General features: G+C 59.0%; 32 protein-coding genes and 5 pseudogenes. 17 read left to right on the forward strand and 20 right to left on the reverse strand.

Translation table 11 applies throughout. From position 1 onward, the window contains the following. Nucleotides 1-283 precede the first annotated feature (283 nt). The 15 genes and pseudogenes from ACFQT0_RS28390 to ACFQT0_RS28460 all read left to right on the forward strand — a co-directional run bounded on the left by ACFQT0_RS28390 (nucleotide 284) and on the right by ACFQT0_RS28460 (nucleotide 6,792). A complete protein-coding gene (locus tag ACFQT0_RS28390; protein WP_380206636.1) occupies nucleotides 284-658 on the forward strand; it encodes a hypothetical protein in 375 nt (124 codons plus the stop codon). Between the two features lie 108 nt (nucleotides 659-766). After that, nucleotides 767-1,057: pseudogene (locus ACFQT0_RS28395) on the forward strand (hypothetical protein); the annotation flags it as partial. 84 nt (nucleotides 1,058-1,141) lie between these two features. Next, nucleotides 1,142-1,432, forward strand: a complete 291-nt coding sequence (locus tag ACFQT0_RS28400) for a hypothetical protein (protein WP_380206640.1) — start codon at nucleotides 1,142-1,144, stop codon at nucleotides 1,430-1,432. Between the two features lie 12 nt (nucleotides 1,433-1,444). Further along, entirely contained in the window at nucleotides 1,445-1,786 is a 342-nt protein-coding gene (locus tag ACFQT0_RS28405; protein ID WP_380206642.1) for a hypothetical protein, read from the forward strand. A 29-nt stretch (nucleotides 1,787-1,815) separates the two neighbouring features. Then, entirely contained in the window at nucleotides 1,816-2,190 is a 375-nt protein-coding gene (locus ACFQT0_RS28410; protein WP_380206644.1) for a hypothetical protein, read from the forward strand. Between the two features lie 55 nt (nucleotides 2,191-2,245). Next, nucleotides 2,246-2,377: a hypothetical protein gene (locus ACFQT0_RS28415; RefSeq protein WP_380206646.1), complete on the forward strand. Its 132-nt coding sequence runs from the start codon at nucleotides 2,246-2,248 to the stop codon at nucleotides 2,375-2,377. Nucleotides 2,378-2,430: 53 nt separating this feature from the next. Continuing rightward, nucleotides 2,431-2,739 (forward strand): hypothetical protein, encoded by a 309-nt coding sequence (locus ACFQT0_RS28420; RefSeq protein WP_380206648.1) that lies wholly within the window; start codon nucleotides 2,431-2,433, stop codon nucleotides 2,737-2,739. A 570-nt stretch (nucleotides 2,740-3,309) separates the two neighbouring features. Further along, on the forward strand, nucleotides 3,310-3,432 hold the full coding sequence (locus tag ACFQT0_RS28425) for a hypothetical protein (protein WP_380206650.1): 123 nt from the start codon (nucleotides 3,310-3,312) through the stop codon (nucleotides 3,430-3,432). Between the two features lie 31 nt (nucleotides 3,433-3,463). Then, nucleotides 3,464-3,898 carry a hypothetical protein gene (locus tag ACFQT0_RS28430; RefSeq protein ID WP_380206652.1) on the forward strand — a complete coding sequence of 145 codons (435 nt, stop codon included), beginning with the start codon at nucleotides 3,464-3,466 and terminating at the stop codon, nucleotides 3,896-3,898. Between the two features lie 281 nt (nucleotides 3,899-4,179). Then, the gene (locus ACFQT0_RS28435; protein WP_380206654.1) at nucleotides 4,180-4,464 is read left to right on the forward strand and encodes a hypothetical protein; all 285 of its coding nucleotides are present in this window, start codon (nucleotides 4,180-4,182) and stop codon (nucleotides 4,462-4,464) included. A 64-nt stretch (nucleotides 4,465-4,528) separates the two neighbouring features. After that, nucleotides 4,529-4,849, forward strand: a pseudogene (locus ACFQT0_RS28440) (toprim domain-containing protein); the annotation flags it as partial. Between the two features lie 2 nt (nucleotides 4,850-4,851). Continuing rightward, nucleotides 4,852-5,586, forward strand: a pseudogene (locus ACFQT0_RS28445) (DNA topoisomerase); the annotation flags it as partial. Nucleotides 5,587-5,608: 22 nt separating this feature from the next. Then, nucleotides 5,609-5,857: pseudogene (locus tag ACFQT0_RS28450) on the forward strand (DNA topoisomerase); the annotation flags it as partial. A gap of 168 nt (nucleotides 5,858-6,025) precedes the next feature. Beyond that, on the forward strand, nucleotides 6,026-6,448 hold the full coding sequence (locus tag ACFQT0_RS28455) for a topoisomerase C-terminal repeat-containing protein (RefSeq protein ID WP_380206746.1): 423 nt from the start codon (nucleotides 6,026-6,028) through the stop codon (nucleotides 6,446-6,448). Beyond that, nucleotides 6,421-6,792 (forward strand): topoisomerase C-terminal repeat-containing protein, encoded by a 372-nt coding sequence (locus ACFQT0_RS28460; RefSeq protein ID WP_380206655.1) that lies wholly within the window; start codon nucleotides 6,421-6,423, stop codon nucleotides 6,790-6,792. The genes ACFQT0_RS28455 and ACFQT0_RS28460 overlap by 28 nt, the downstream gene beginning before the upstream one ends. 321 nt (nucleotides 6,793-7,113) lie before the next feature. On the opposite strand, the gene ACFQT0_RS28465 is transcribed toward ACFQT0_RS28460, so the two are convergent. After that, entirely contained in the window at nucleotides 7,114-7,854 is a 741-nt protein-coding gene (locus tag ACFQT0_RS28465; protein ID WP_380206747.1) for a uracil-DNA glycosylase family protein, read from the reverse strand. On the opposite strand from ACFQT0_RS28465, the gene ACFQT0_RS28470 reads away from it, so the two are divergent. Next, nucleotides 7,816-8,040: a hypothetical protein gene (locus ACFQT0_RS28470; protein WP_380206753.1), complete on the forward strand. Its 225-nt coding sequence runs from the start codon at nucleotides 7,816-7,818 to the stop codon at nucleotides 8,038-8,040. The two genes, ACFQT0_RS28465 and ACFQT0_RS28470, sit on opposite strands and share 39 nt — an antisense overlap. Nucleotides 8,041-8,341: 301 nt before the next feature. Here ACFQT0_RS28470 and ACFQT0_RS28475 read toward each other — a convergent pair whose 3' ends face one another. From ACFQT0_RS28475 to ACFQT0_RS28555, 17 genes and pseudogenes are all read right to left on the reverse strand, one after another. Beyond that, nucleotides 8,342-8,971: a hypothetical protein gene (locus ACFQT0_RS28475; RefSeq protein ID WP_380206657.1), complete on the reverse strand. Its 630-nt coding sequence runs from the start codon at nucleotides 8,969-8,971 to the stop codon at nucleotides 8,342-8,344. A 2-nt stretch (nucleotides 8,972-8,973) separates the two neighbouring features. Then, nucleotides 8,974-9,666, reverse strand: a complete 693-nt coding sequence (locus tag ACFQT0_RS28480) for an MIT C-terminal domain-containing protein (RefSeq protein ID WP_380206748.1) — start codon at nucleotides 9,664-9,666, stop codon at nucleotides 8,974-8,976. A gap of 18 nt (nucleotides 9,667-9,684) precedes the next feature. Beyond that, nucleotides 9,685-11,023, reverse strand: a pseudogene (gene brxL, locus ACFQT0_RS28485) (BREX system Lon protease-like protein BrxL); the annotation flags it as partial. Then, nucleotides 11,013-12,131: a hypothetical protein gene (locus ACFQT0_RS28490; RefSeq protein ID WP_380206659.1), complete on the reverse strand. Its 1,119-nt coding sequence runs from the start codon at nucleotides 12,129-12,131 to the stop codon at nucleotides 11,013-11,015. The gene ACFQT0_RS28490 and the pseudogene brxL, both read right to left, overlap by 11 nt. After that, nucleotides 12,082-12,516 (reverse strand): hypothetical protein, encoded by a 435-nt coding sequence (locus ACFQT0_RS28495; RefSeq protein ID WP_380206661.1) that lies wholly within the window; start codon nucleotides 12,514-12,516, stop codon nucleotides 12,082-12,084. The genes ACFQT0_RS28490 and ACFQT0_RS28495 overlap by 50 nt, the downstream gene beginning before the upstream one ends. After that, a complete protein-coding gene (locus tag ACFQT0_RS28500; RefSeq protein ID WP_380206663.1) occupies nucleotides 12,468-13,166 on the reverse strand; it encodes a hypothetical protein in 699 nt (232 codons plus the stop codon). Before ACFQT0_RS28500 ends, ACFQT0_RS28495 begins: the two co-directional genes overlap by 49 nt. After that, complete coding sequence (locus tag ACFQT0_RS28505; RefSeq protein WP_380206665.1) at nucleotides 13,124-13,498, reverse strand: hypothetical protein; 375 nt, start codon at nucleotides 13,496-13,498, stop codon at nucleotides 13,124-13,126. Before ACFQT0_RS28505 ends, ACFQT0_RS28500 begins: the two co-directional genes overlap by 43 nt. 159 nt (nucleotides 13,499-13,657) lie before the next feature. Further along, on the reverse strand, nucleotides 13,658-15,130 hold the full coding sequence (locus ACFQT0_RS28510) for a hypothetical protein (RefSeq protein WP_380206667.1): 1,473 nt from the start codon (nucleotides 15,128-15,130) through the stop codon (nucleotides 13,658-13,660). A 113-nt stretch (nucleotides 15,131-15,243) separates the two neighbouring features. Next, nucleotides 15,244-16,827 (reverse strand): Eco57I restriction-modification methylase domain-containing protein, encoded by a 1,584-nt coding sequence (locus tag ACFQT0_RS28515; RefSeq protein ID WP_380206750.1) that lies wholly within the window; start codon nucleotides 16,825-16,827, stop codon nucleotides 15,244-15,246. 2 nt (nucleotides 16,828-16,829) lie between these two features. Then, entirely contained in the window at nucleotides 16,830-17,729 is a 900-nt protein-coding gene (locus ACFQT0_RS28520; protein ID WP_380206668.1) for a hypothetical protein, read from the reverse strand. A 286-nt stretch (nucleotides 17,730-18,015) separates the two neighbouring features. Then, nucleotides 18,016-19,719 carry a hypothetical protein gene (locus tag ACFQT0_RS28525; protein WP_380206670.1) on the reverse strand — a complete coding sequence of 568 codons (1,704 nt, stop codon included), beginning with the start codon at nucleotides 19,717-19,719 and terminating at the stop codon, nucleotides 18,016-18,018. Between the two features lie 114 nt (nucleotides 19,720-19,833). Then, complete coding sequence (gene brxC / locus ACFQT0_RS28530; protein ID WP_380206672.1) at nucleotides 19,834-21,615, reverse strand: BREX system P-loop protein BrxC; 1,782 nt, start codon at nucleotides 21,613-21,615, stop codon at nucleotides 19,834-19,836. Beyond that, on the reverse strand, nucleotides 21,602-21,814 hold the full coding sequence (locus ACFQT0_RS28535) for a hypothetical protein (RefSeq protein ID WP_380206674.1): 213 nt from the start codon (nucleotides 21,812-21,814) through the stop codon (nucleotides 21,602-21,604). Before ACFQT0_RS28535 ends, brxC begins: the two co-directional genes overlap by 14 nt. 28 nt (nucleotides 21,815-21,842) lie before the next feature. After that, on the reverse strand, nucleotides 21,843-22,157 hold the full coding sequence (locus ACFQT0_RS28540) for a hypothetical protein (RefSeq protein ID WP_380206675.1): 315 nt from the start codon (nucleotides 22,155-22,157) through the stop codon (nucleotides 21,843-21,845). Nucleotides 22,158-22,167: 10 nt separating this feature from the next. After that, entirely contained in the window at nucleotides 22,168-22,977 is an 810-nt protein-coding gene (locus ACFQT0_RS28545; protein WP_380206677.1) for a BrxA family protein, read from the reverse strand. A gap of 3 nt (nucleotides 22,978-22,980) precedes the next feature. Continuing rightward, nucleotides 22,981-23,472 carry a BrxE family protein gene (locus ACFQT0_RS28550; RefSeq protein WP_380206679.1) on the reverse strand — a complete coding sequence of 164 codons (492 nt, stop codon included), beginning with the start codon at nucleotides 23,470-23,472 and terminating at the stop codon, nucleotides 22,981-22,983. Nucleotides 23,473-23,637: 165 nt separating this feature from the next. Then, the gene (locus ACFQT0_RS28555; RefSeq protein ID WP_380206681.1) at nucleotides 23,638-23,808 is read right to left on the reverse strand and encodes a DUF4113 domain-containing protein; all 171 of its coding nucleotides are present in this window, start codon (nucleotides 23,806-23,808) and stop codon (nucleotides 23,638-23,640) included. A gap of 200 nt (nucleotides 23,809-24,008) precedes the next feature. On the opposite strand from ACFQT0_RS28555, the gene ACFQT0_RS28560 reads away from it, so the two are divergent. Next, nucleotides 24,009-25,508, forward strand: coding sequence for a hypothetical protein (locus ACFQT0_RS28560; RefSeq protein WP_380206683.1), 1,500 nt, complete (start codon nucleotides 24,009-24,011; stop codon nucleotides 25,506-25,508). On the opposite strand, the gene ACFQT0_RS28565 is transcribed toward ACFQT0_RS28560, so the two are convergent. Together ACFQT0_RS28565 and ACFQT0_RS28570 are read right to left on the reverse strand one after the other, a co-directional pair. Beyond that, entirely contained in the window at nucleotides 25,509-26,267 is a 759-nt protein-coding gene (locus ACFQT0_RS28565) for an argonaute/piwi family protein (protein ID WP_380206685.1), read from the reverse strand. After that, entirely contained in the window at nucleotides 26,213-26,977 is a 765-nt protein-coding gene (locus tag ACFQT0_RS28570) for a hypothetical protein (RefSeq protein ID WP_380206687.1), read from the reverse strand. Before ACFQT0_RS28570 ends, ACFQT0_RS28565 begins: the two co-directional genes overlap by 55 nt. Nucleotides 26,978-26,981 lie beyond the last annotated feature (4 nt).

Raw genomic sequence — 26,981 nt, forward strand, 5'->3', positions numbered from 1 at the left:
AAAAAGGTTAGCCGTAGCAGGCGCGGGCCTCCCGCCGAGAGTCAGACAATTCTCACTAGCCTGTTTAACCTTTGTACCAAACTTTTAACCAAGGCCAAAGTTAGCAAGCCAGGCGGCAGGGGCAGGCCACCGTTTTACAATTGCAAAAAAAACAAGAGGGGAAAATCAAGGTCCGTGCCAATAAAGCGGCTAAATTATCTTATTTAATTACGACAAATATGCAACGTTAATAGGAGCTTTTGCGTTTAACAAGTATAAGCAACGCAGCTAAAAAGCCCTTTTTATGAGCACCAGCCCCGCCCCCAAGCCCGAGATTGTAGAAGAAGCTTATACCATTCTGATGCAGCTAGGCGGCAAAGAGTTTCTAACCATGACCGGAGCCCATAAGCTAATGGCAGCCGGCCGGTCGGACAGCAACCCGAATCCTTGGCTTCGCATGGACTTGCGGAAGAACCAGGCCCAGGTAAACCGGCTGAAAATTACGCTCATGCCCACGGATACCTACAAGGTGGAATTTTACCGCCAGGTACTCGTCGATTGGTCGCCGGTAATCAGCCACGAGCAAACCTTTGAAATGGTGTACGGCGAGGACTTACCCGAGCTTTTCCGCAGCGTGACGGGCTACGAAACCCGCTTGCCCGTCATCGTTCGAAAGTAAGCGCCACCGCCATGCCAGCCCCCGAGCCCTTACCATCGACCTAGAAGGCCAGCGCGTCAAAGTGTACCGCAACCTACAAAACGGCCTCTTTTCGGTGCAGTTCGGGGGCTAGTCGTGGCTCACCTTGCCACGGTGCAGCTTACCGGAGTGGTGTTCAAAGTGACCGAAACGGCCCGCCAGCGGGTGCTTGCCCAGCGCCAGCGCAACGTTCACGCTTACGCCATCGGCACCTTCACCACGGCAGCGCAGCCCACGGCCTCCGAGCCCATTTCTTACAACCCCTACACCGCCGGCCATTTTATCCGCGTCGAGGGCCAGACCCCGATTCACAGCGCCACGGCGGTAGTGCTGAGCCACGGCAAAGCCTACGCCAGCGCCCAGGCCAGCCTTTTATTCTAGTTTTCATCAACCCCGCTGCCCGCGCAGAAAATGAAGTTTTGAACCAGTGGGCCGCATTCAACCGCCCGCCCAACAGCCGCCGCCATGAAAGCCAGCAAAGCCCCAACAATTCAGAGCAAAACTTGGAACGCCTACCGTAACCAGGTCATTGCCGCCATTACCGATGTGGAAGTGCTCATACGGCAGCTTGACAAAGGCATTAATTCCGAGGTGCTGGCCGAAGAAGTAGCCGCGCACATGGGAATGGAAATCGACACCCCCGAGGCTTACGAGGCGCTGCTGAAGCTTGTAAAAGCTGCCCGTCCGATTGCCCAGGAGGGCCTACGCCGTACCCGTGAGGACCAGGGTGGGCAGTATGCCTTACTTCTACTTTAATTGCCCTCAATTATGCAACAGCCCCAAGACTTACCCGTAGGCCACGCCGTTTTTTATGCCCGAGAGCAGACGGTAGGCATCATTTACGAAACCTATACTTTCGTTGATGGGCCGGGAGCCCGCCCCGGCGTGAGCGTGATTCTGGCCGATGGGCGCGACCTAAGCGGCTTTAGTGCCCAGGAGGCCGACCAGTTTTTGCAGCCCCTTGGTGATTCGAGCCTCGACTACGCTTTTACGAACGTCGGCCAGCTCCACACCGACTTCCGAAGCGGGCTTTTCGGCCAGGCCATGCACGAGGCCCAGGTAATGCTCATTTCACAGACGCTGGCTGGCAATATTACCCTGAGCAAGTAACGTCTTTTCTCCCTTTTGTTTTTTCAGCCATGAGCACGACCCACCAGCAAGCCTACCTAGCCATTGAGATAAAACCCGCCGACGAGGCCGAAAACGAGCGCCTGCTGGCCGTCCGCCAGTACGTGCAGGCCCACGCCCACCAGAGCGACTTGCGGGCGCTGGCTCCCTACGTGCGTGAGCTAATGGGCGAGGGCTACCAGGTAGTTTGCGGCAGGTCGCATATCTGGATGAAGCGCAAGGAAGACACCGAGCGACTGGCCATTATTGCCGACCGCCTGGCCACGTCCTATCGCGACTGGTACGAGCCGGCCACCCCCAGCGGCCCCCGCGCCAGCATTCGCACCGAGGAAAGCTTGCCTATTCCTGACCAGGTGATGATGCCCGCCAACTCCCCGCAGCATTAACTTTCTGACTTATAAAAAGTGGTTTTTCACTGGCTCTAACTTCCTTTTCCTGCTCATGTTCAACTTTCAAGCCCTCACAAAAAAGGACTGGACGACCGACTACGGTTTTCGGAAGGCCTTCGAAGCCAACCCCGGCCAGATGCGTTTCGGGGGGCCATCGTCGGCAACGGCCGCAAGGATATTGTAACGTATTGGCAGCAGGAGAAGGACCAGTACCGCCTTTGGGAGTTGCTTTTGTACATGGGCAGCCATACGGTGCCGCAGACCGCCGCCTATTTTGACTTGCCGGCCGACGTAGCCGAGTTTCTGCGTTGGGTTTACAACCACGTTGCCCACGAGCAGCGGGAGCAGGTAGAAGCAATGGTGCAGGGCTTCGCCAGTGGCTTTGACCAGATGAATTTCTTCCCTTACGCCGAGCTATACACCATTTGGCAGCGGGCCGACGAGCGCGAGGCCCGGCAGGGCAATGTGCTGGTGTACCTCGACCGCATAACCGAAGCCGACGGGCGGGAATTGCTGAGATACAGTGCCCCCACGCTCTACGAATAGGTTTTGAGCCGCAAGGGTATTGTCATTAATTGCGACAGTCCGTAATAATGACAATTTATCCTAGTTCTTTTGCTGCCATGACGAAGAAAACGACCCCTACACCGCCCGCCGAAGCACCGCTAACCGTCCAGGTAAAGCCCTTGCCACGCCCCGAAACAGTCACTGCCACGACGTGCACCACGCTGGCCGAACTGATTCACTCGTTGGGCAGCCGTAAGGTTGTTTCAGAGCAATGGCAGGTAGCGCCGCGTACCATTGCCCTACGGATGGAAAAGCCCGGAACCGCTTCACTTGATGAATTGCAGCGCCTGGCCGAACTGAGCGGCCTTGACTTGGAAACCGTGTTCAAGCTGGCTCGCTACCAGATGCAGAATCCCCCGCCGAAGTACCCACGGCCCACGTCGGCCGGCCCTTCGGCAGCACCAGCCGCAAGGCGTAACCAGTTCCCCTCATGCAAGCGTCCACCGGCATCTTGGCCATGCTCTATCAAATGGCCGAACTGCTGCTACGCTACCCCGACCCGGAACAGCGCCTTGCCGCGGCTAACGCGCTCGATACCCCGAACGATTTTTGGCCGAGGCCCCCGACCTGGCCACCGTAGCCGAGTGGCTGCAACTGTTCGGGGAGGACACGTCGGCCGACGAGCTGCGCGAGGACTTCCAGCGCCAGGGCTGGCTAGTGCGCCGCCCCTGATACCGCACCCCATCCCACAACTACCTTTCCAATGAACAGCTTATCCACGCTGGCCGGCGTTACCCATGCCCTGCCATTCCATCTATACGACGACATTAAGCAGCAGCCGACGCGCTGCGAGTTAGTAGTTCACCCCGCCCAGGGATGGGCCGTAGCAACTGAATTGGAAGGCAACCCGACCGGCCTTATTCAGTGCCAGGCAACGCTTGCCGCCAAAATTTGCCAGGAGTACGGCATCGACCCGCAGGAACTTACCCTGCTTACGCGCTACGCCTACACCGGCAATTATGAAAACGTCTACGTGGTGCGCTTTGTCAGCGGGGAGCGGGACTTGTTCGACGGAATACGGTTTTTGGGGCCGCGCCGGGATATGCTCAAACCCGAGGACGTAGACGCGCTGGTGCAGCAGGCGAGCAACGGCGAGGCTCCCGCGCAGCAGTGGCGCGCATTATCCCACCCGGCATGAAGTACGCTCCCCGTCGCCGGCAGCGTCGGCCTGCACCCCCGCTCCCTATTGCTACTGACCCACTAAGCCAGGCGCTCTATGCGGCCTGCCGGCGCGGCGACGAGCTGTTACGCCAGGCCCTCCCGCAGCTAGCCCAAAAACAGACGCACTACAACCGGGTAGTGGCCACAATCATTATCGGAGGAACCGCCGTAATGTTCAGCCTAGCGTGGCTTTTTGGGGATTGGATACAAGCCCAGTTTCCGCCGCCGCCTTTCATTTCGCGCTAGGGTCAGTACCACATGAAGCTTCGTACCAAACCACCTGAGCAACTGCTAGCGCAGCTGGTTGAAAACTCAGCCGGCCTTATCCGCGCCGAATTGAAGTTGAGCGTGTCCAGCCACCACCGCGACGAGCTGACCCGAGCCGTAGAAAAACAATCGGCTTTTACCAGACGCATAGAGCAACTAATGCTGCTGCTGCTGGTAAGCTGTGCCCTTGGCTTCGGCTACGTACTGCATCTGTCTTTCCCCCACTGGCTACCAGAGCAGTGGGCGGCTGTTTCCTCTACCATCAAGAAGCTATGAAACTAATCATTGTAGAGAGCCCCAATAAGATTAAGAAAATCAAGGGTTTTGCCGGGGAGATTATGAAGTAGCCGCGTCCGTGGGTCATATCCGGGACCTGCCAGTGGGCGGGGGTGATATTGGCATTGACCGGGAGCACGGCCACGCGCTGAAGTACGTAATCAGTGACGACAAGAAAGACGTGGTGGCCAACTTGCGCCGCCTGGCAAAAGTGGCCGGCCCCCAGGGTGTGTACCTGGCCACCGACCCCGACCGGGAGGGGAGGCCATCGCCTTTCACCTTTGCGAAGTGCTCAACCTCGACCCGCGCACCACCAAGCGGGTTTCCTTCCAGGAAATTACCGAGAAAGCCATCAAAGCCGCGCTGGCTTCCCCCAGCACGGTAGATATGCAGTTGGTCCACGCGCAAGAGGGTCGACGGGCCGTAGATAGACTGGTGGGCTTCACCATTAGCCCGGTGCTGAACCGCAAACTGGCTGCTGGCTTATCGGCCGGCCGGGTGCAGTCCGTGGCCGTGCGCCTCATCGTCGAACGGGAGCGCCAGATAACGCAGTTCCTTGACAAGTTCACGGTGCCCGTTTCGGCCACCTTACAAACCGCCCAGGGCGAGCAGTTGAAGGCCCGTCGCACGGCCGAGCCCTTCGCCGCCCTCGATGCCGCCCAGGCGTACTTGCAGCAAGTCGGCCGCAACGCAAGCTTTACCGTGCTGAGCGTCGAAAAGAAGCCGGTGGAACGGCAGCCCCAGCCGCCTTTCAGTACCTCGACACTTCAACAGGAAGGCGTTAAAAAGCTGAAATTTAAGGTGCAGAAGGTTTCTGATTTAGCCCAGAAGCTGTTCGAGGAAGGCCACATTACCTATATCCGCACCGACAGCGTGAATCTTGGCGAGGAAGCTATGCAGCAGGCCCAGGTGCAGATAACATCGCAGTTCGGAGCCGACCAGCACCAGCCCCGCCAGTGGAAAAATAAGGACAACGCCCAGGAAGCCCACGAAGCCATCCGGCCGACGCATTGGGAAAATGCCACGGCCGGCGACACGCCCGACGAGCAGGCGCTTTACCGGCTGATTTATACCCGCGCTTTGGCTTCGCAGATGATGGCCGCGCAGTTCGACCAGACCACGATAACCTTAGCTCCAGCGGCTGATGCCGCCGACACCTACACCAGGCTCGACGCGCACTCAGACCCGCGCCGGTTATCTGGCCGTGTACCAGGATGCCGAGGACGAGGCCGAGGAAGGAGCCGACGAGGACGAGGCCACGCTGAAAAACCCGGTGGTGCAGGGCCAGGCCCTGAGCATCGTAAAGGTGGAGGCCCGCCAGAGCTACGCCCGCCCGCCAAAACGCTACAACGAGGCCACCATTGTAGCCGATTTGGAAAAGCAGGGGATTGGCCGGCCGAGTACCTATGCGTCCATCCTGCGAACAATTTTCGCCCGGAAGTACATCGACACCGGCAGCGTCGCCGGCAAGAAACTCACTAGCCAGTTACTCACTTGGGCGAAGGGCCAAGTAACTACCAGCCAGAAAAGCGAAACGCTAGGCGCGGACAAGGATAAGCTGTTGCCCACGGCCACCGGCACCGAAGTAACCGAGTTCCTAGAGAAGAATTTCCCGAAGGTGATGGACTATAAGTTCACGGCTGGCTGCGAAGCCATCTTTGATAAAATCGCCGCAGGGACGCAGACTTACCAGCAGTTTGTGCCCATGTTCGACCAGAACCTACTTGGATGGGTAGCCGCTGCCGACCAACTCACCCCGGACCGGGCCGAACTGCAAAAGCGACTCGCCGGCCAGTTTGAAGGTTCGGAAATGCTGATTGAGACCGGCAAAAACGGCCTCTATATTCTCCATGCCGAGAAATACTATAACATTCCCGAAGGCGTAAGCCATGCCACGCTAAGCGAGGCCCAGGCCCAGGCCATCATTACCCAGCGCCGGCAGTTGGCCCCCGCGAGTTGGGCCAGCACCAGGCCAAGCCGGTAGTGGTGGGCCAGAGTCAGAAAGAGGACAAAGCCGTTTACGTGAGGTGGAACGACAAATTTTTCAAAGTGCCTTCCGGTATTGAGGCCGCAACGGTCACCTTGGCCCAGGCCGTGCAACTCATCATCCAGGCCCAGGAGCAAGCCGCCCGGAACGTACTGGCTACCGTGGGTAAGTACACCATCGGCAAAAACGAGTGGGGCCTGTACGTTTCCGACGGGGAGGTAAAAGCTAAGTTTAAGCCAGGTGTAACCGAGGACGAGGCGAAGGCTACCGACGCGGCGACGTGCGCCGAAATGATTAAGAACTATAAAGCATGGAAAAAGAAGAACGCCGGCAAGAAGTAGCCCCGCTCACCCTGCCGGACCTGCGTTTATCGGTGCCCTACGAGGATGCCCTACTCTATGCCCAGGGCCGCTTGAAAATGCTTGGCAGCGGGAACGTAAAGTCCTTTTGTGACGCGCAGCAGCTAACCTATACCAATGTTGTCGGCCTGAAAAACAACACCCTGAAAGGTCCGCAGCCCCGCTTTCTACAACGGGTACTTAAATCTCTTGCCTTACCAACCGGATTGCTTCAGTACCCCCAGGTAGCAAAACTCATCGCTTTGTGCTGCCAACGGCCGAGGCGCTGGCTGCCTTCCACGAGCAGCTTGCCTTTCTCAAAGGTTATGAGTAGCTGCTTGTGCCCGAATGCAGCTCAATTCCTTCACTCGCCAGTATTCCCTCAATCTCAACCCCTAGCCTTCTTTTGTTCCAGTCGTCTATCCTTCCGATGAAGCCCGAGAGCACGAGCCAAAAGGAATGCTTCGTGTCATTCCCCAAGTCTAGTTCGTACTTGTAAGAGGTAGCACGATTGGTCTGCGCTGCGTTATTAGGAGGAAAGAACCCCATGACGGTGTAACATACCGGGGCACCATTACAGATTATCACTTTGGGCCTAAACCGGCGAATCTGTTCTAGTAGATGCGTGCTGCAATTCTTCACTACTTGCTTACTGTTAACTTCTCTTGGAGAGCCATTGACTAACACGACGGCCGGAAAGCTAGGAGAGAAGCATTTTACCAAGTCCGTATGAGCGATGCGACTGTTTTGGCTTTTCCAATTGGCATACAGAGCCGGGGAGACTTTTCTGAAATCCCAGAAGTAGGGATGGCAATCCGGGTCGAAATCCGCGAACTCGGCGGGAGTTCGTTGCTCAACGTGGCCAATATCATGTTTTGGATTAAGCCCTACAATCCAAATGTCCGCCGTTGTTTTACCCTCTAGATAGTCAGCAGGGCCAATGGTATCAGAATAAAAGCCTAAGCCCATATGGGCGCACTTGTCGCATGTCAATGTCATTATTTTTCTCCCTTTTGTTCTCCTACGATGGAAGTATTCTTTGATAGTCCCGGCCCAGGCTCTCATACTACCAGCGTTACCGTAACGGGCGCGGCAAGTTCTGATGAAGCCGTAGTAGCGGCCCAAAACCGCATCTATACTGAGTACAGCACCGACCGCTACGAGGTGGTGATTACCCCACCCAGTGGCGCACCGGCTGAGGCCGAGCGGTATGAAATGAGCGTAAGCATTACCGATACACAGCCGGATTAGAACAGGGCCTACTGGTTCGCTACCGCCTTTTACCTAGTCACGCATTCCTCTCACGTCGTGGGAAAGTACAGAGGTAAAATAAAAGAATATTTTCTGCGGTTTGCTCGTGGCTCTGCTCCTTTGTTGAAAAGCCACATTATGACACTGCATAACACCATCAAGAACCTTCGAAAAAGCGGAGAACCAAGCAGAAAAACATGGCTGATAAGCTCTGCATGGCTCCCTCTACTTCCAGCAAGCGCTTTTAAATGCTCGCACGGCTAGCAGACAATCAGCTATTTGGGCTAGCAGCAGTTGAAACTTAGCGAAACCCCGCTTTGAGGGTAATTGTGGTGGTCGGCGCTGGGTCTTCATCAAAGTCGTAGGCTTTGAAGTCTTCTAATCCTTCGCTGTACTCAAAGTAAAAGCGGGTCGATTCGATGTAGGGTTTCACCTCATCGTTTTGAAAAAGCTCATTCACTTCTGCTGTAATAGCAGTGGCTGCATCGTGATTAGGGTCGAGGCCAGGCACGGTGCCGTTTCCGAAGAAGACTGGCCACGGAGCCGGCTCATTCAGGATATGAATCAGGCGCACCGTCAGGCTCCGCCATTTTATGTCTTTGTACTGGATGGTTACGGGAGTAGGCATGCGATAGGCAGTGTACTGCCATGGTTGGTCCAGCTCGGTCAGACGGCCATACTGCTGCAAAAAGGCTTTTACGACATCCGGGTATTGTAGACTAGCGACGTGGCTCAGCACGCGGTCGACAATTACTATCACACCCGAATCGTGCTCCAGGCCCGCTATCAACTCCTCCACCCGGTCATCGTTCCAACCTTTGGGCCGTCGCTCGAAAGCGTGGCCGTTGGCATCGGTGGTCTTGCGGCTTTCGCGCACGTAGCGGATGGTATGCCCTTGAAAGGGTATTTCAACAAAACGATAGCGAATCATAGCTAATTGGTAGAAGCTAGCTGGAATACCACGGTGGTTTCCAGGCAGGGGCGATAGGCAAAGTCGTTTACCCCGACGCTAAACCAGTTTTCAGGCTTCTGATAAAGGTCCAGGCCGCGGCCAGAGCGGATTATCCACCCATTGCTCAGGCGCATCTCCCGGTCATGGAGGGTGGCACTAAAGGAGAAGCTGAATTGAATTCCAAAGTCTTTCAGACTCCATTTCAGGTCTTCAAGGGCTTTTTTGACTTCGGCGTGCTGTTCTTCGGTTTCGGGCTGACCAGTCACCAGAACTAATTCGCGGCAGTCGCCCACGCGGGTCAGCAGTTCGCAGAAGCGAACCAGATTGCCCAGTTGGTGGGTGGTGCGAACATAAGGCTCGGTTAGGGTAACGGTGGTGGCGCCCGCCAGATAAGAACCAAAAAGGGTTTCGTAGCTATGACCCGTATCGCCGAACAAGATGCGCACTGTCTTTTCAGGTAACACCTCGGAAGCAGTAACGCCAGGGATGCTCGATGCTACTGATGGCGTCGCTGGGGCCGGTATAGGTTGGCGGGGAAGAGGAACATTAGCAGATGCTGCCTGAACAACATGAGCGGATTCGGGGCAGAAAATAACCTCTTCCCGGTCATCCTGCCGGCGCACGTAGCTCAGATTGATACGGGCAAACTCATCATCCGGCTTCTGCTTGTTCATCTGCTCTTTCACCCGGCGGCGGCCCTCGACGGCATAGGCCACGTACTCGTCAAATTGGGCATCCGTTGGCTCATCGGCGGGGTGGAGGAGCTTGAGCAGGCCGGCCACGGTTTTCTTGATGGCTTGCTCGTCGCGGCCCTCAACGGCATTACCCAGTCGGATGCGGCTGTTGATGGTTGGGTACTTGTTAACTTTCTTCTTAAGGTAGTGCAGGGCCTCGGCCAGATAGTCCGTAATCAGGCCGTACTGGCCAGTGAGGTAAGAAGAACTGTTTTTGGGCATCTCCCAACCGGGCAGGAAGTAATGCAGGCGGTCCTGCACGGCTAGGTCAAAATTGTCGGGCAGCGTTAAGAAGAGGGTGTGTTGGGGCGAGTTGACCAGCTGCTCGATGGAGTGGTCAATATTGCCCACGAAGGCGAAGGAAGCATCGGCAATGACCTCCGCGCCCCGTGAGAAGCGCCCGTTGGCCATGTAGTCCTTCATAATCTGGATGGTATTCTGGTCTTTGATGCGGATACCTCCTACCTCATCAAAGCCAATAATATCCCAGTAGCCCACCAGGCCTACGGTGCGGCGCGATAGGTTGTAGAACAGCGTGGCCGTGCTGGCCTGCCCCCGCTAATAAGCGTGCCGTAGGGGAAAACTCGCTAAAGGCAAAGGACTTGCCCGTGCCGCGGGGCCCGAGTTCAATGAAATTGTAATTCGACTCGACGAAGCCAATCAGGCGGGTCAGGTAGTGCAGCTTCAGCCGGAAGCTGAAGCGGGCCGGGTCCAGGCCAATAGTGCGCATGAGCACGTCCAGCCACTCGTCGCGACTGAAGGCCTGGCGGCCCTGGCAGTAGGTATCGAAGTCGAAGCGGGCCATTTGAACGGGGCGCAGCTCCTCGATGTAAAAGGCGTAGGCGTCGTCGGTTTCGTTGCGGGCCACTTTTACTTCGGCCCATACGCCCCCTTCCAGCAGCCGCTCGTTCTGGCTGTAAAACTGCTCGGGAATGGCAATGCGCTGGGAGTTGAAGTTCTCCATCGTGGCCCAGTGCTTTCGCTCCCGTTCCTGGTAGCGCACGTGGATTTTGTCGATGAAGCGGTGCGAGCCCTGCTGCTGCACCAGCGACTGTGCCTTATTGGCTTCGTCGGGGCGCACGTACTGGCGGCTGAGGGTTTCGACTACGGCCAGCATACCGGCTTCCACTTCTTCGGGGTCGTCGGTAGCGCAGTAGCGGGCCAGCAGAAATTCCAGCACGAACGAGGGAACGTTGGTGCTTTTCTTAATCTGGTGCAGCAAATCCTTGCGTACGGCTTTGCCGCTGAAATGCTCGTTCAGCTTCGCGTCCAGCGCATCGGGGCCATTATAGTTCATACTGCGTCTGTAGGGGCAAGCTGAACAGCTCCACCTGGGTGTCAGGGTCGGAAGCCCGGATGATAAACGGCCCCTCGTACGCTTCGTTCAGGCGAATGGGCAGGCGGGCCAACTCCCCGGCCGGCAGGCGCACGAGTTGACCAGGGATATCGACCACGGTGCTGTGGGAGCCTAGCTGGCCCACTACCTGCCCCTCGGAGCCCAGCACGGTGATGCGAAACTCCACGGGCGGCGACTCATCGTAGAGCTGGTCGCCGGCCACCGCCTCGGCCGTAATCATAGGCTGACGGGTGGTCACGGCCGTCTTGGCGTAGCGCAGGAACAGGCGCGTGCGTTGCGCCGGCCGGTTGGGGGCCGGCAGCTGCACCCGCAAGGCGGGCAACACTACTTCGGCCAGCGACAATCCCTCATGGGCGTAGGTGCGGCCCCTGGTGAAGCTGCCCAGCGAGCGCGGCACTACGAAGTGCGGCCACGGCCCCGGAATACCAACCTGCTTGGTTTCCAGGCGCACCGTACCGGGCGTATCGTCCAGGCCCCGGCCGAGCAGGCTGCGCACTTTCTTCATGGCCCACTCGCCGGGTGGCGTGGGCACCAGGGCGCCGTCGTTGGGCGTGGGCTGCAAGACAAAGCCGTGGTCGGTGGCAATCACGACCTCGCGGAAACCGGCGGCCCCGGCCGCCAGCACGGCCCGCCGCACGGCCCGCAAGGCCCTAGGAAATTGCTCCAAGCCCGCTATGCCATTGTTCTCCCCCGCCTGGTCCAGGTCGGACGAGCGGATGACGAGCAGGCCCACGGCATCCGGTACCGTTGGACTGGCCAGCCATTCTTCCTGGGTGAAAACCCGCACCCGGTCCCCAAATTTCCGCTCCCAAAATTGGTCCCGTGTGGCCGCCGTTGGCACCGCCGTGTAGGGCTGGCCCGCCTGCGGCTCCACTTTGTCATCGGCCGCGGCCGCCAGGGTCCAGTGACCATCGTGGGGCAGCAGCACCGACATGCCAATGGGCGTGCTGGTGGGCAGCTGGGCGCAGTAGGCTTGGGTAGTCACCGTAGCCCCCTGCTCAGAAAGCAGCGCAGATAGCTCCTGCGCCAGGCTCGAAGCGCAACGCATCGACCAGAAAGTAGGCGATGCGCCGGCCGCCCTGCTGCAATGTTGGCTGCACCAGCTGGCTGGTCACTTCCCGGGCTGCCAGTACGCCGGTTGCGGGCCAGCCATGCGCTTCCACGGCGGTGAGCAGGCGCTGCTGTAGCTCCCCGGCAAGGGTTGCGTGCAGGGCGCGGCACTCCACAATAAACGCATCGAGGTCAGGCCGACCATCGGCAGCGCGGCCGGCCGCTGACACCGGTGCTTCGGAGGAGTGCAGGTAGGCTCCCACGGCCATTTCAAAGCGGCGCTGCGCCGCGTCCGGGGCGTGTAGCGGACCCACATAGGCCGCGATTAGCCGGGTTAAGTCAGTTGGGGGCTCGGCTTGCAGATAGGCGCGGGTGGCAGCCACGGCCTGGTGCAGCGTGAGGCCAGCGGCGGCCACTTCCCAGCGGGCCGCTCCTGGTCGCGCCACACCGAGCTGTGCTGCAGGCGCAGCTTGTCGGCCGCGCCCGGCAGGTCGCCGGCCCGGATGGCGCTGAGTACCTGTCCCAGCAGGGTCAGGTCTTCAAAGCCGAACGTGAGCCGCTCGCCTAGGTCGTCATGCGGGCCGAAGTAGCTGGCCAGGTTCAACTGCTCGGCCAGCTGGCGGGCCTGCTCCAGGTATTCGGTGGAATAGGCCTGCTGGCGCAGCTCGGGAGCGAGGCGCAGCACTAGGTCGCGGGCCGAGTCAGCGGCGCGCTCCACCCCAGTCAGGGCCGAGGGCAGTGGGCAGCGTAAATCCATCACGAACTCGCCCAGCAGCACCAACTGCCAAAGCTTGCGGCGCAGCGTGGGCAGCGTGGGCAGCGTGGGCAGCGTGCCTTCGCTCAGTGAAATCCCAAGCGCTACTTCGGTGAGGCGCAGGGCTTCGGGCAGCCAGTCGCCGGAGGCCTGCAGGCGGGCGTCGCTGTCCGTGCGCGGAATCATCAGCCCCAGCAACAGTTCGGCCCGTGACTCCCGGCCCTGGAAGTAGTGGCTCAGGCGGGGCCATTTCTCCCCGCCGCCCAGGTTGTCGAGCACCGCGAAAGGGGGCGGTTGCGGGGCAGCAAACAGCTCGTTGAGCTGCGGCAGGTAGTCAGCATAGTGCTGACGGGCCAGTTGTTCGTATAGCTCGTAGTCGTGGTGGCCAAACGTGTCGCTGGCCACCGCCAAGGCCCAGAAGGGTCCACGCGCTGGGCCGCTTCGCCCTGGGGCGAGGCCACGGCCACATAGATTACCAGGGGCGGGCCGGGCGGAGAAGCGCCCAAGTCAGCCCAGGCATCCCAGGCGTGGAGCAGGGCATCGGTGGGGCCGGGCAGCGCCTTCACCACCACCGCCGTGGGCGCTTCGGGCGGGCCAGCCAGCTCTGTCACCAGGCTCGTCGTAGAGCTGCAAGGGGTCATACACCACTACGCAGCGCTTCCGCGACAGCTTTTGCTGAATCTGGCGTTGGATAAAGGAGCGGATAGCAGCCATGGGTTGAGCGGAGGGCACTGGCAAGCGGTAAGCTTGCTGGCGCTGGGTAGTTTAATCTAGTTGTTTTCGGCTTCTTCTTCGACTTCGACGGCCGCCCCCGCCAGGTTGGTCATGGGGCCTTCGTAGAGGTCTTCCAGGCCGTGGGCGATGGCAATGGAGCGGTCGAGGCGGGCTTTTTCGCGCACTCGCTGCGGGTAGAGGCCATGGGCAAGGTGGCTCCAATCGTAGTCGCCGGCGTGAAGCTTGGCCCGGTGCTGCTCCAGCTTGCGCCGCCAAGCCGGCAGGGCAAACAGCTCGGCCAGCATACAGGCGCTGATAACGGCCCCATCATCGGGGTGCGGCTGGAAACCGGTGTTTTCCAGCACGCCGCTCAGGTGGTCGATGAACTGCGTGAGGCCGGCTACGAGCTGCGTAAGCAGCTCCCGGCGCTGCTCTTGCTGCCGAGCCTCGCGGGCGTTGGCCGGGGCCGGGCCGCCAAGTAGCTCGGTGAGCTGGCGTAGTTCGTCGCGGGCGCGGGTGCGGCGGGGCTCCAGGTAGTCGTTGATGGCTGCGTACAGCGTTTCGCGGCTCAGGCGCGGGGCGTACAGCCACAGCACGTAGCTGGTGCCGGGCGCTTGCAGCGGCCAGTACAGCGGAGCTTCTCGCTTGGAGCGCGAGTACGTGGCCAGGTGCCGGGCGAAGAAACCGCCGGCCCCGCCCTTGGCGAGCCACTCGCTTAGCCAGCCGGTGAGGTCGGCCCGCGGCGAAGCCAGCAGGGTGCGGCTTTCGGTTTCGAGGGCCGCGGCCGTGCCGGGGCGCAGGGTGGTCAGCAGCAGCCGCAGCTGGCGAACGATGTCGTGCGGATGGTCGGCATCGAGGGGCAGCAAGCCATCCCAAGCCACTGGCACGGCATAGTCTGGGGTGGTAACACCCATTTCAGCGTCTTGCTCACTCACCAGTTCGCTGGGGTTGGTAACCAGCTTGCCGCTGCCGGGGCGACGCAGCGCACCGGGAGGAGCCGCGGGCAAGGCCTCGAAGGGACCAGCGGGAGCAGGCAGCTGCTCGGGGTGCAGGGCTAGCCGCACGTCCCAGCGGCCGAAGGCGGCCCCCATCAGCCATTGCCAGAGGGCAAAAGCAGTATCAGCGGGGCTGCCGGCAGCGAGCGAATCATCTTCCTCGTCCTCATCGGCTTCCTCCTCGTCGGAGCTGCTGGGGGCGGCATAGAATTGCTGAATGGCCGCGCGGTCGGCCGGGCCGAAGCCATAAGCAGCATACACCCGGTCGTTTATTTCCGACTGGATAGATTCGACTTCCTGCCGGCGAGCATCAGTGCGGGCAGCTTCAGCCGCGGCGGCTTCGGCCAGGGTAGTAGTTTCCTCGTTTGGTAGGAAAACGGCGATACCAGCCAATTCTTCCGGCAGGCTTTCCGTGTCAGCAGGCCCCGCCAGCGAAGCAGGCAGCAGCAGGGCCGGCAAACGGAAGTGGAGCGAGGTTTCGCGAGAAAACTCCCGGGCGCGCTGCACAGCATGGCCGCGTTGAGCGAGTGCCATAAGTTCATCTGCTACTACCGTAGTTGCGGGTAGTAGCAACGAGGCTGGAAATGGTGTCCGGTTAATAGCTCCGCCATCGAATTGAGGACGCGCTGAGAACCCTAAACCCATCTTCAGCATATAGTCAAAAGGCTGAGAAGCAAGTACAGCCAAGTTGAGAAGATTTTGTTCGGTACTACTGCGGCCTTCAGGGGGAAAGGATATATTCCAGAACCCCTTGCGCTAATTATTCCACCCGCTGGCATAGCTTGTGGACAAAGAGTATGGGTTCTCCTTGGATAGGTAAGGCCAGGAGTGAAGTAATAGCTTACAGATTTTATAATCCTTGACCACCCGGAATTTCCGTATAGTGGAGCTGCCCAGGCTTTCAACTCTCGACCTTGGTCTATCCAGTTAATGGATAAGTATATGTCAGAGTAAAATGGATAATAGGAGCCGCCTTTAGTCAAGGGAAACCAACCATATTTGGGGGACTTCTCCCACCACAGCCGGAGAAACCGGAAGTTATTCGCCGTTTCTAAACCCTGTTTTACAGCGCCGCCAGTTAGATTAAATGCAGAATCGGTGAATTTCTGTCTTATGGGTTTAGTGGCCCAGTAAGCCAGTGATTGGCCAGGAATTACTTCGAACTCAGCAGTCGGAATATCAAATCTGTATTCCGAATCTTCGTTCTGTAAACCATCGAATAATGCCTCTGCTTTTTCTTCGCCAGGCACATTTAGTAAGCGAAGAAAAGTTGTTGGTTGAGGTGATGGTTGAGCTTGTTGTATTACGTAAGCAGCTGTTTCTACAGTAGCATCTAGTACTTCACCGCCTAAATCGGCTACTAATGGTAAATGATGCCGCAGTAGAACCTGCTCGCGGAAAATCTTGAAGGACGAAATGAATAGCCCTGTGCGTGAAGATATTATGCCTACAAACCCGCCAGGTCGGAGTCTCCGTAAAGCACGGTCAACGAACATGGCAAAGATGTCCATTTTGGCACTTGGGTAATTCCTATCCAGATAAGTTTTGCTAGCATCAGCCGCTGCTCCAAAAGGCGGATTCATCAGCACCACATCGTAGCGCAGGCGGCACAAATCCACCAACGCCAGGGTCCGGGCGGCATCAGCGGCAAACAGCTGGCGTTGGTAGGCATCCGGGCCGGCAGCCTGCTCCGCGTAGAGTGTTAGGGCCACTAGTAACAGGTCTTCGGCCTCCGCGAAAAAGGCCTTGCGGCGCACTTTCCCCAGCGCTTCCAGGGGCATGGTGAGTTGCTGGGCGGGCGCGCCTCTGAACATATCGGTCTGCGTCGCTTTCGCCACGGCCGCCCGGGCGTCCTGCCATTGCTGCCGGGCCGTTTCAATCAGGCTGGCCAGCTCGCGTTCCAGAGGTATCAGCCAGCCGGCTTCGCCCACCAGACGGGTGTGGTGGGCCACGCTCCGCAGCAAGTCGCCCAGCACCTGCGCCTCGGCCGGGGCCAGCGGCTTGGTCTGGCCGGGTAGTATTTCACTGCGCAGCGTGCGGGCGAAGCCAGCCAGCAAATCGCCGTCGGCCAGGGGCTCCGCCCACACCAGGCGGGCTTCCTGAATACGCGGCCGCAGCGCGGCCCGCACCTTCAGGCGCTGCCAGGAGCGGTGCGCCCGCAGCCACAGTGTGAGCCCCGCCACCTGAATGGCGCGCGGGTCGATGTCGATGCCGTGCAGGTTGTGGGCCATAATCAGGCCCGGTACCCGCGCCTGAAAAGCCTTGCGGCGGGCGTCCGCATCGTCCGGAAACTCCGCCGCCAGGGCCGCCCGCACATCGGTGAGCACCGTAGCTGCGGGCAGGCGGTCCCAGGCATCGAGGTAAATCGTCTCGAACACGTCGTAGGCATACAGCCCGAAGTGCATCGAGCCGCAGGCAGGGTCGAGCACGCGCAGCGCCGAGGGTCGGGCAGAGCGAAGGGCTCCGGCTCCTCGTTCAGCGCGGGTGCGGCCCGGCGCTCAGGGGTGGCAGCGGCCGGGGCCGGTGCTTCGGCAGGGGCAGCGGTCGGCAACGTTTCCGCTTTCAGCGTCAGGTAGCGGCAGCGGGCGAGCAGGGCTTCCGAAGTGCCGGCCACGTCCAGCCAGCGCCGGCCCAGTGTGTTGTCAGTCAGAAATTCCACCACGTAGCGCGGGGTGAAAAACTGGTTGCGCACGGCCATCTCGCGGCTGGTGCGCGGGGCGCGGCTGCGGGCGCGCATTTCCTGGCGCTCCGCGTCCGAGTTGAAGTATTGGTACAGCCAGCCCAGGGTTTCGTCGGCATCCCAGGCGAAGGCTAGCTCGGGCCGGCGCAGGTGGGCCAGCACCGTATCGAAGGCAGCTTGGCGCGGCCACAGCAGCCCGTAGGGCGAGTAAGCCCCGAACAGCCCCGGCAGCTCACGTGCCATCCGGTCGAAGTTGGCCCGCACGAATGCTGCGTACCGGGCATCGCCCGTGTCGTAAGCCCGGTCGGTGTATATGGAGAAAAGCTCCACAAAGCCTTCTGACTGCTGTCCCCGGCGCAGGCACTCCATCACGATTTCGCGCTCCTCGGCCAGTCGCAACGCCGTCAGGCGGTTGAGAAAAGTGTAGGCCTGCTCTAACAACAGGCGCGGCAATGCGCTGGCCAGGCTGGGGCGCGGTGCCGGGCAGCGTGGTGGCCAGGTACTGCAACCGTTCCTGCAGACGGGCCGCCAGCGCCCGGGTGGCCCGGTCGGCATTGGGCAGGTCGGCGGGGGCCGTCAGGTGCAGGTTGGTATAGGCCGGCAGGGCCCCGGCCGCGCCTACCGCGAGCTGAAAGAAGATGCCGTAAGCTGGCAGCTGCTGCTCAAAGTCGCGGTAGAGGGCAGACCGGGCATCCGATACGAAAAGGCGGAGCAGGGAGCGTTCGGCGGGAGTCATGGCTTAATCTTCGAAATCCAGGTCCACCGACTGGCCCGCCACCAGGGCGCTGCGCAACTGTTGGAGCCGGGCAATCAGGCCGTCCAGGTCGGCGGTAGAGGTAAGGCGGCGGCGCAGGCGCACCGGCGCGTAGCTAGGCGTGGTACCCGAGTCTTCCTGGGCATCATCGGGCTCCGGGGCCGGCGGCTGGGCCGTACTGACACGGTGGCGCAATCCGCGCAGGTGCTCTTCCACCGTTTGCCCGTGGTTGAGCAGCTCGTCCAGGTCGCTGAGGGAGCCCTGCCGGGCCTGCGTGTAGGGCTGTTCCAGCGCGGTCAGGGCGTCGCTGATGGCCGTTTGGTTTTCAACGTCCAGCCAGTTCCAGGAATACATTTCCTGTAGCTCCTTGCCCGCAAGCGCGAGCTGGCGCGTCTGGTGTTGGGCCAGCGCCTGCACCCCCGCCTTCAAGGCTTCGCGCAGGTGCTGGTGGGCCGTGGTCAGCTCCGCTACCCGGCCCCCAAACGTGTCGTGAGTGAGCAATTCCGCCAGCTGTGCCAGCGGCTCGGCCGTGGCCCGGCGCAGCTCGGTGAGCGCGGCCAGCTCTGGCAGGCGGCCCAGCCGGTCGCGCATTGGCACCAGGTCGCGTAGTGTCCCTTCCAGCCCCTGATTCAATTGACGATTCAGGTTGTCGGCCCAGTTTAAGTTGGCCACCAGCTGATTATCGGGGTCGCCAAGGCGGCTGATGACTTCGGCATCGTCGCCGGCCAGCAAGTCATTAAGCTGCGTAAGCACCTCCTCGGCCCGTTCCGGGCCCGGTACCTGCACGGCCCGCAAGCGGCTGGGTAGCCCGGCCAAGGCATTCCGCTTGGCGGGGAAGAACTCCCGCGCCACCCGGCTGATGCTGCTCAGGGTCGGCGACACCGTGTCGCCGGTCAGGCTTTCCAGGCGGTGGGCCGCTTTATCGCGCAGGTCGGCCGAAGGCACCCCATCGGCCAGGCGCAGGGCCACGCGGTTGAAGCCGTTGGTGTTGCTGATGGCAGCCCGGGCCTCCACGCTGGTACCACTCACTTCTTGCCCATTGGTGCGAAGTTTCACGCGCCCATCGCGCAGCAGCGCCGCCACCAGATAGCGGGTAGTGTCCTTCGACCAGCCGTAGGGCGGGGCAGCAAAATGGTCGAGCAAGGGCCGGCCATCCATCTGGTGATGCAGCTTCAAATGGTCCGACAGGGCTACGAGGGCTGCATGGTCGAGCCGAACTGCTCCGTTGGCATCGGCCAGGCGCAGTGGGTCGCTTTGGGGGAGGGCAGTTAGGTCCCGCGCCTGCAAAAACACGGCGGCGGTATCCGTAGCGGCTGGCTGACCCGCCAGCGAATACTTCTCATAAACCAGTTCCGCAACTTCTTTCAGCCGGCGATTGAGGGCCGCCGGCAAAGTGGGAGCTTCGTTGCGCGAGGCCACCTGCTGGCCCCGAAACACGAAAGAGCCATTCTCCAGGCTCTGACGCAGTTGGCGGCCCAGAGTGTCGAGCAGACGGCGGGACAGGTCCTGCTGCGTGCGCACGTACTGGGCCTCATCACCCTTCAGCGTTGACGGGTGGTTGAGGCGCACAATCTCGCGCGCCCGGAACAAGTCCCGAATCTCGTCGTGCCACTTGGCGGGCATTTGGCCGCAGATGTAGAGCCGCTGGCGTTCCTGGGGGTCGGTGGTGCGCGGCGCGAGGTGTCGCAACTGCTCCTGATACTCGCTGGGGTCAAACAGCGTAACGACTACCTGAATGGGGTCGGCCCCGGCCGCTACTGGCGTTAAGCTTTCCCCGCCGGGATACCAGGCTCAGGCCTGCCGTTACGGCGCGGTTGCCCCCAGCATGGTCCGCCGGGTGGTATCGGGCAGCAATTCCCGAATAGCCTCGTGCTCCAGCGCCAGCCGTTCGGTCGCGTTGGGGAGATAGGAATTACGCAGCGTTTCCAGCTCCTTCACCTCTTCGCTCAGGATGCGCACCTGGTCGTTGAGCAAGGCAAATGGCAGCTTCTCGTGGTCAATGAGTTGCTCAAGTGCCTGCTTCACTTGCGCCGGGGTGCGCAGCTGGCGGGCGTCGGGTTGGAGCAGGGCCGCCACGTTGGCAAACGTGACGGGCACTACCTCCTCAATGATTTGCAGCACGGCCACCGCGGCCGCGGCTTCCGCCGCCAGCGAGTCGGCCCCGAATACCTGTCGGGCCCGGTCAACGGCGGCCGTCAGGTAGCCAAGCGAGCGGCCGATTTCCAGCGTCAGCACCCGGTAGAAGTCGGCCAGGGTGATAAGCCGGCCCAACTCGAAATCAGCCACCGCAGTGCCTGTGGCCCGGTCCAGCAGCATATCCTGCGTGAGTTTCAGCGCCGAGCGTAACCCCAGGCCGCCGTGCTTGGTGGCAAGGCGGCTCAGCAGGCGCAGCATCAACTCAAAGTGCTGCGGCAGGAAGGGATACAAATCCGCAAACTTGTCGCGGCTGAACTCCGGCAGGCGCAGCACACTCACGTCGTGCAGGCGGGTAGCGTGCTGCAGGCTTTGGCCAACTTGGTCAAAAAGCTGGTACAGCGCCGTGGTGCCGGCGGCATTCTTCTTTAGCAGGCGCTCGGTGATAATGTGGCTGATGTCGCCGGACTTTAGCTCCAACTGCATCGGAAAGCGAGCCAGCAGCTTCGTGAGCTTGGCCGAGTTCAGCGCCGCGTCGGGGTTGTCGTTGGTCAGCGTCTGTTGGGCCGTAACCAGCAAAATCGCGTGGCCCTGGCGCTTGAGGGCTTCGGCCAGCCCTTGCAGCATCGTAATGCGGTCATCGACCGGGGCCACGTACTGACCCACTTCGTCGATGACGAAGATGACGTTCTGGTAGCCCGTCTTTTTCCGGACCAGCGCCAGCATGGTGGCCACGTCCTCGTCCAGGCCGCGCTCTACCTGTAGCTCGGCCGTGTTAGCCAGCGTGTCGGGTGTCGGAAACTGCTGAGGATAAAACTCGTGCGCGAGCGACGAGGCCACCTGAATACCGAAGTATGGGTCGTCGCGGAGTTCTTCCCACGGCGTACCCGCTTCTTCCTGGGCGCGGCTTTTGAAGGCGTCCAGCTTGCCGTCGCGCATCAAGCGCAGCTCCAGGTCGCGGGTGCGGGCTTCGCTGGAAAAGCCAGCCCACTGCAGCACCTTGCGGTACAGCTCTTCGTGGACCAGCCGCATGGCACCACTGGCTTCCGAGGCCAAATCCAGCATTACTACCGCCGCCGGGTGGCGCTGGGTAAGGGTGAGCAGCCGCTGCCGCAGGGTCGGCGAGAGGCGCTCGGCCAGCCGCTCGCGGAAGGGCTTGCCCGCCAGCTGCCGGTCCGTGTCCAAGGCCATGCCCAGGTACTTGGTAAAGGAGCTTTTGCCCGAGCCGTAGAAGCCCGACACCCAGATGCCAATTTCCGTGTTGGGATTGCCGCTGGCCCCATCTTCCAGCGCGTAGAGCAGCTTTTCGATGCGGTCCTCAATGTGCGTGGTCGTTACGTATTCCTGCACCTCCATGTGCAGCGCTTCTTCGCGCTGGGCATTGGTGGCATAGTTTACGACCGGCTCAATGGGCCGCTCGATGGTCAGATTGAATAGGTTACGAATACTCATTGGGCGGTGGCCTCGAAATGGGTGGAGCGGTAGTTGCCGTCTTCGGGATAAAAGCCCAGAAACTTGAGGGCATATTGGCGGTGCGCTGGCCGGGGTAGAACACGATGACGGGCCCCTTAAACGACTGGGTGAGCTGGTTTTCAATCGTGCCAATACGCACGGCCGGGTGCAGGGCCTCCAGGTCGGTGAGCAGCAGCACGGAATTATCACCGGCCCCGCCGAAACGGTTAATGATGTCTGCGGCCAGCTTCTCGCCAGCGGCTCCGTGAGCTGTTGCAGCAGCCGCGAGCGGCCGCGAATTTGGCGGCCGGCGGCATGGGACTTTTCGCTTCCAGGCCCAGCGACTTATTGACCAGCACGTTCTTCGCCGCTAGACGCGGCAACTGCCGCGCGAAGCTGTATTCCTGGGTTTTAAAGCCTTGGTCGTTAAGTCGCCGCCGCCACTTGTGCAGCTGGTGCTTCACTTCCAACGCCTGGTCGGGCGGGAAAACGAGGTAGTATACTTGAGGCGCGCCCGTGGGGTTGATTGTCTGAAAGCGCATTTTCAGCGCTTCAAGCAATTGCGTGAACGCGTCGTTGAGTGAGGTCATCGAGGAGGGCGGCAGTGGTGGGGTAATGCCATTCGAGGCGGAGCAGGTCGCCGGCCGTCAGGACGGTAAACCAGTCGTGAAGGGCCAGGCGGCGCAGGGTAGGCAGCACGTCGGCTGGCTTAATGCCGAGCAGCTGCCAGTGCGAGTGCGCTAACAGGGCGGCCATATCCAGGCCCTGCTCCCGAAACCAATAGGCCAGGTAAACCAGCGTTTCGGAGCGCGGCTGAAAGGGCCGAATCGGGCGCACGCCCGGGCCGCTGGGAGCCCCCAGCAAGCCAAACTCGGTCAGGGTGCCGGTCAGCCGGCGGGCCGTCCGTACCAGCAACCCTTCCGACCATTCGCCCTGAATGCGCCCTTTCTGCTGAGCATCGGCGAAAAATTCGCGGGCGGCATCCTTGGACAGGTCACGCTGCCCGGCGTAGTAAGCCGGCCAGTACACTTCCCGGATAAACGAATCCAGCTCAGGGTGAGCGGCGGCCGTATGAATCAGGCAAATCTCCGTGAACAAACCCGTGACGGGCAGCTCGCTAGCCAGCTGGTGCAGGTGCGCCGCCGGCAGCGGCTGACCGTGCATGTAGCGCCGGCTGAATACCCGCACGAGGTCCTGAATGCGGTTTTCAGTGGCCCGGCCCAGGTAACCCGTGTTACGGGCCTCGTCGATGAGGGTGCGGGTGGTAACGCCCGGCTGCCAGTGAATGGCCAGTTGATGGGATTCGGATAGCAGGGCCTGGCCTTTGTTGAGCGCAGCACTGAACAGTGGTTCGGGGCTCATGGGTTAAGCGGCTGTGAAGTAAGGAAATACCTGACTGCCCTCGGCAAAAGCGGCCGCGTAGCAGGCGCGTAGCGCGGGCAAGGCATTCCCGGTAAGCAAGTCGGCACTACTACCCAGGCGATGAGGACCGGTGGCGGGGTTGCCCTGCGCTTCCGGTGCGGCCAATAAGGCTTCTTTCTGCGCTAGCAATGCCTGCGCTTGGCTGTTCGACAGCTGCAATCCCGTGTGGTAAATGGCTTCTTCCAAACCCTCGGGTAAGCGAAACAGGTGGTAATCCATGCCGGAAAGCCATTTGTCGTGCGCCTGGCAGGCGGCTTGACTGCTGAGCTGCCAAGCCACGGCCGGTGCAGCATCGGCGAATAAGGCCTTGAAATCCAGTGCGGCACCGGCCGTAAGGCAGGCCGTTGGCCACCAACTGGGCTTACCGGCCTCACCAGCGTAAGCTACCTGTAAACGGAGAAGGATAAATTGCTCAATTAGCTCGGAAAAGGTCATGCCTAAAAAAGTGGGACGCCGAAGGTAACAGTCGGCTTCCACAAATGCACTCCTATTCCATGGCCCAGCCAACTGACAGCGCTGGATGGGCTGCTAGTTACCCTTTTCTCAGGTATTTCCAGCCGCAGTTTTTTTCGAAGAGGATAGGCTTGAACAAAATCGAAGTCAACGTCGCGGCCGGTGAGCACCACTGTGCTTTCCCCTCCCAGAGTGTCCGAACGGGACTACCCCCGAAGCAGGCGGCAGCACCGCCAAGGCCACGCGCACGGTGCCCCGGCCGAAGCGTCGGTTCAGGTCATCGAGGCTGGCCATCAAGCCGGGCCGCTTTACCTTCATCGGCTTTTCAATTACCTTTGGTACTTTCCCAAGTTGGCCTTTTTGGGTAGGAGATTTTGTTCTCTATGCTTGCTCTCGTTGCTATTTATCCCCGGATTTTTTTACGGGGTGTGAATGTCAGCCTTGCTTGTCCAAAAGCTCACGAACGCTAGTATGCAGCCATCCGATTTCCTGACCGTTCTTAGCTTGGCGTTGGCCGTATGGGCCATCATCCCAAGCAAAGAACGGAGATTCGTTCTGCTTTTTTCTCTGTATCCGAACTCGTTCTATTTGCCACTGCTCTGCTAGTTATCCATTACCTAATGGTGTTCGACTGGTTGATGGTAAATTGGTTTCCAGGCTTATCGGTCTTTGTTTTTTCAAAAGGAATACCTAGTAAATCATGGGCTTACATCTTGGCGCTGGTCATCATCGTCTACCCCATTGTAAAGGTTAACTTTAGCTTTTTTGCAAAAAGCCGACTGCCAGACCTCATTAGCCTGTATGAGACTTATTTAAAGGAAGGAGAAGTGGATTTGCTCGCTAGCTTCATTGCAAAGTACCACATTGATGACATTGAGCGATTTAAAAGAGGAGAGTCCAAAGTTCCTGAGAAAAGTAGTAAAGATATCGTTTTGAGGCGCCGAACTGAAGCGGATGTCGCCTACAAGAAGCTGGTATCCCCCAAGCGTATACTCTTTGCTGCGTGGGTTTACAGCAACATTCTGAGCAATGAAGCTTTTGTTCGAAGTGCAGCCAATAAGTACCCGGAGTTATTTGCCAAGGCGTTTAACGGTATGCGCACCAAGGGAGCAGCGGACCAAGACTTTGCGAAACTGTACACTGGAGAGTTATTCATTCATAAAAATAAATCCCTGATTGAAGAACTAAAGATTGTTAATGACTCCAACAGCTCCCTTTTAGATATTCAAGAGCAATACGACATCCCCATTTTAGTGGGGTTGCTGGCCCATACTGAAGCGGCGGAAGCAAACTATGTGTGGTACTCAATAGGTAACGAAGCTGTGAAATCGCTAAAGCACGATTCAAACCAGCGGGAGTTTCTACTGCAGGAGCACGATTATGACTTGGAGCCTGAAATGTGGGGCCAGAAGATATACATAGCAATCGTCTACTTCAACTACATGGTGAGGGAAACGATTTACAGGGATAACGGCTATCATATGTGGCTGTTCTACTACGACCGATTCGTGGCCCTGTTGGTAGAGATGCTGCCGGATGAGAACACGTATGAGCCACGCTCAGAATACCCCTCGTTTGCTCATAAGATGATTTATGAGCTATTCAGCAACATGACGGATTGGCTTGCACTTGCCCGGGACCAAGACAATGACCATCGGGTAATCGATACAATAAGATGCTTGGGCAAATGCGTCCATTTGTTGTGCCAGGCGAACGATGATAAAATCCTGCCGCGTTTCCGCCGGAGGATGCTCGATATGGTCTTGAACGCCTATTTCAAATTTTCCGATTATCCGGACAACCCAGCATCAAAAACAGCCACGGAATGGTTTGAAAAGATGTTTACCTTCCCTGAGGGGACAGACTTTGGCATCCGAGAAGTAACGGATGAGTACTTGGTTGCTCTACAAGATGCTTGGGAGCATTTCGACAAAGTACCTTTTCAGTACCATGGAACAGGGGAGGCTATTGTGCGCTTCAGGGATAACGTGCTTACTCCGTTAGGCCTTGAACTATAGTTACATATAATGGCTGTATCTAATTTGAGGCGGTACGTTCTCCGGTAAGTATTTCATCACGTCGCCCACCTTTCGAGCGCATTCAATGGTTACCGGCCATTTGCGGTCGAATTGCGTGTTGTTCCAATTCATTTTCGTGAGGCCTAGAATTTCCTCGCAGATTTTCAACGGGTTCTCGTCGTTGCGAAACAGCCGAATGAGAACTGGGCTTGGGACGTAATCTCCGGGATAGGTCTTGTAGTATTCTACTGACCCCCTCGTGTACAATAAGTAGTTTTTTGGGTCTAATTCCACGCACGTTCCACGCAAAGGTGGATATTGCCCTTTGCGCATCAGCTTGATGTCGGTATGCATTATCGTCACCATATCAAGGTTGTCAATCCTGAATTCCGCTGCTGCTCGGGAAAACCCCTCCATTTCAGCCGGTTTGAAATTAGATGTTTTATGGATGACCAGCCTGCTTGGACTCGTGCCCATTGCTTGCCGGTATTCCGTCAGACTATTCAGCAGCAGTTGGTAGGCTGCGGTTTCGTCAAGGTGTGGCTGGCGGTCATCCTTATCAATTTGGGCAGGTGTACCCCGCAGAATGACACCCTTGCCTATTTCATCAAAAATCTGCGCGACGCTGGTTTGCACCTCCTTCCCGTCAAGTGACTTGTAAAAGCTGATGCCAGCAAAGCAAACCGGTTTGGCGTATTTCCGTCCTAACGCCCAGGGAGTTCCCCCGCTTTGTAATAGAGCGCGGTGAAGAAATTCCAAGCAATGGTGGCCGGGTCCTGCATCTCCCGCGTCGGCTTACCAATCCGGTCCCGCACGAGTTGCAAGGGTATGCCGTACTGCATGGCCCGTGCCTTCAGCAAATGGCGAAAATTCTTGTCTACTTCATCGTCCTCTTCCTCATCATCCGGTTCATCGGCAGAACTGTCGACTGGCGCTGCCGGTGGTTCCTGCTCTGACTCTGGTGCAGAGTCGCTTCCATCGTCGTTGCCAGCACTACTCAGAATGACTTGAATGTGCTTTTCGGGCAGGGCACACAGGATAACGTCCGCTTTTTTGTTTTTAGCAATGAATTCAATTTCTGCCAAATACAAGCTAACAAGCTTGTCTAGCAACATATTGTGGTCAGTCTCTGCAAGGGCTTCGTTGAACACTCGGTTGCTGATGCGTCGAATGTAGCTCTCGTCGTATTTGACTTTGGAGCTAAAAGAAGTATCTAGGTTAAAGCCGGGAAAGGAGGGAAACAAGTTGGGTTGATTGGACTGTTTTCCACCCAGCGCTATTGTGGACCGGTCAAGCCATTCTACCACCTTATCTACGCTTTCGGCCAAGCCAACGACCGCCACCTTGATAGTGTCTGGTCGCAGCTGGTCTAGGTCGTAAACTCCAAAGTTTTTGATGCCCGCTTTTGGGCAAATGTGTAAGCTGCTGGCAAACACCAGTTCGGGCTCAGCAAGAAAGTGACTGGTCATAAGG

Origin of the sequence: Hymenobacter humi, assembly GCF_042665855.1 — a bacterium.
GTDB lineage: Bacteria > Bacteroidota > Bacteroidia > Cytophagales > Hymenobacteraceae > Hymenobacter > Hymenobacter humi.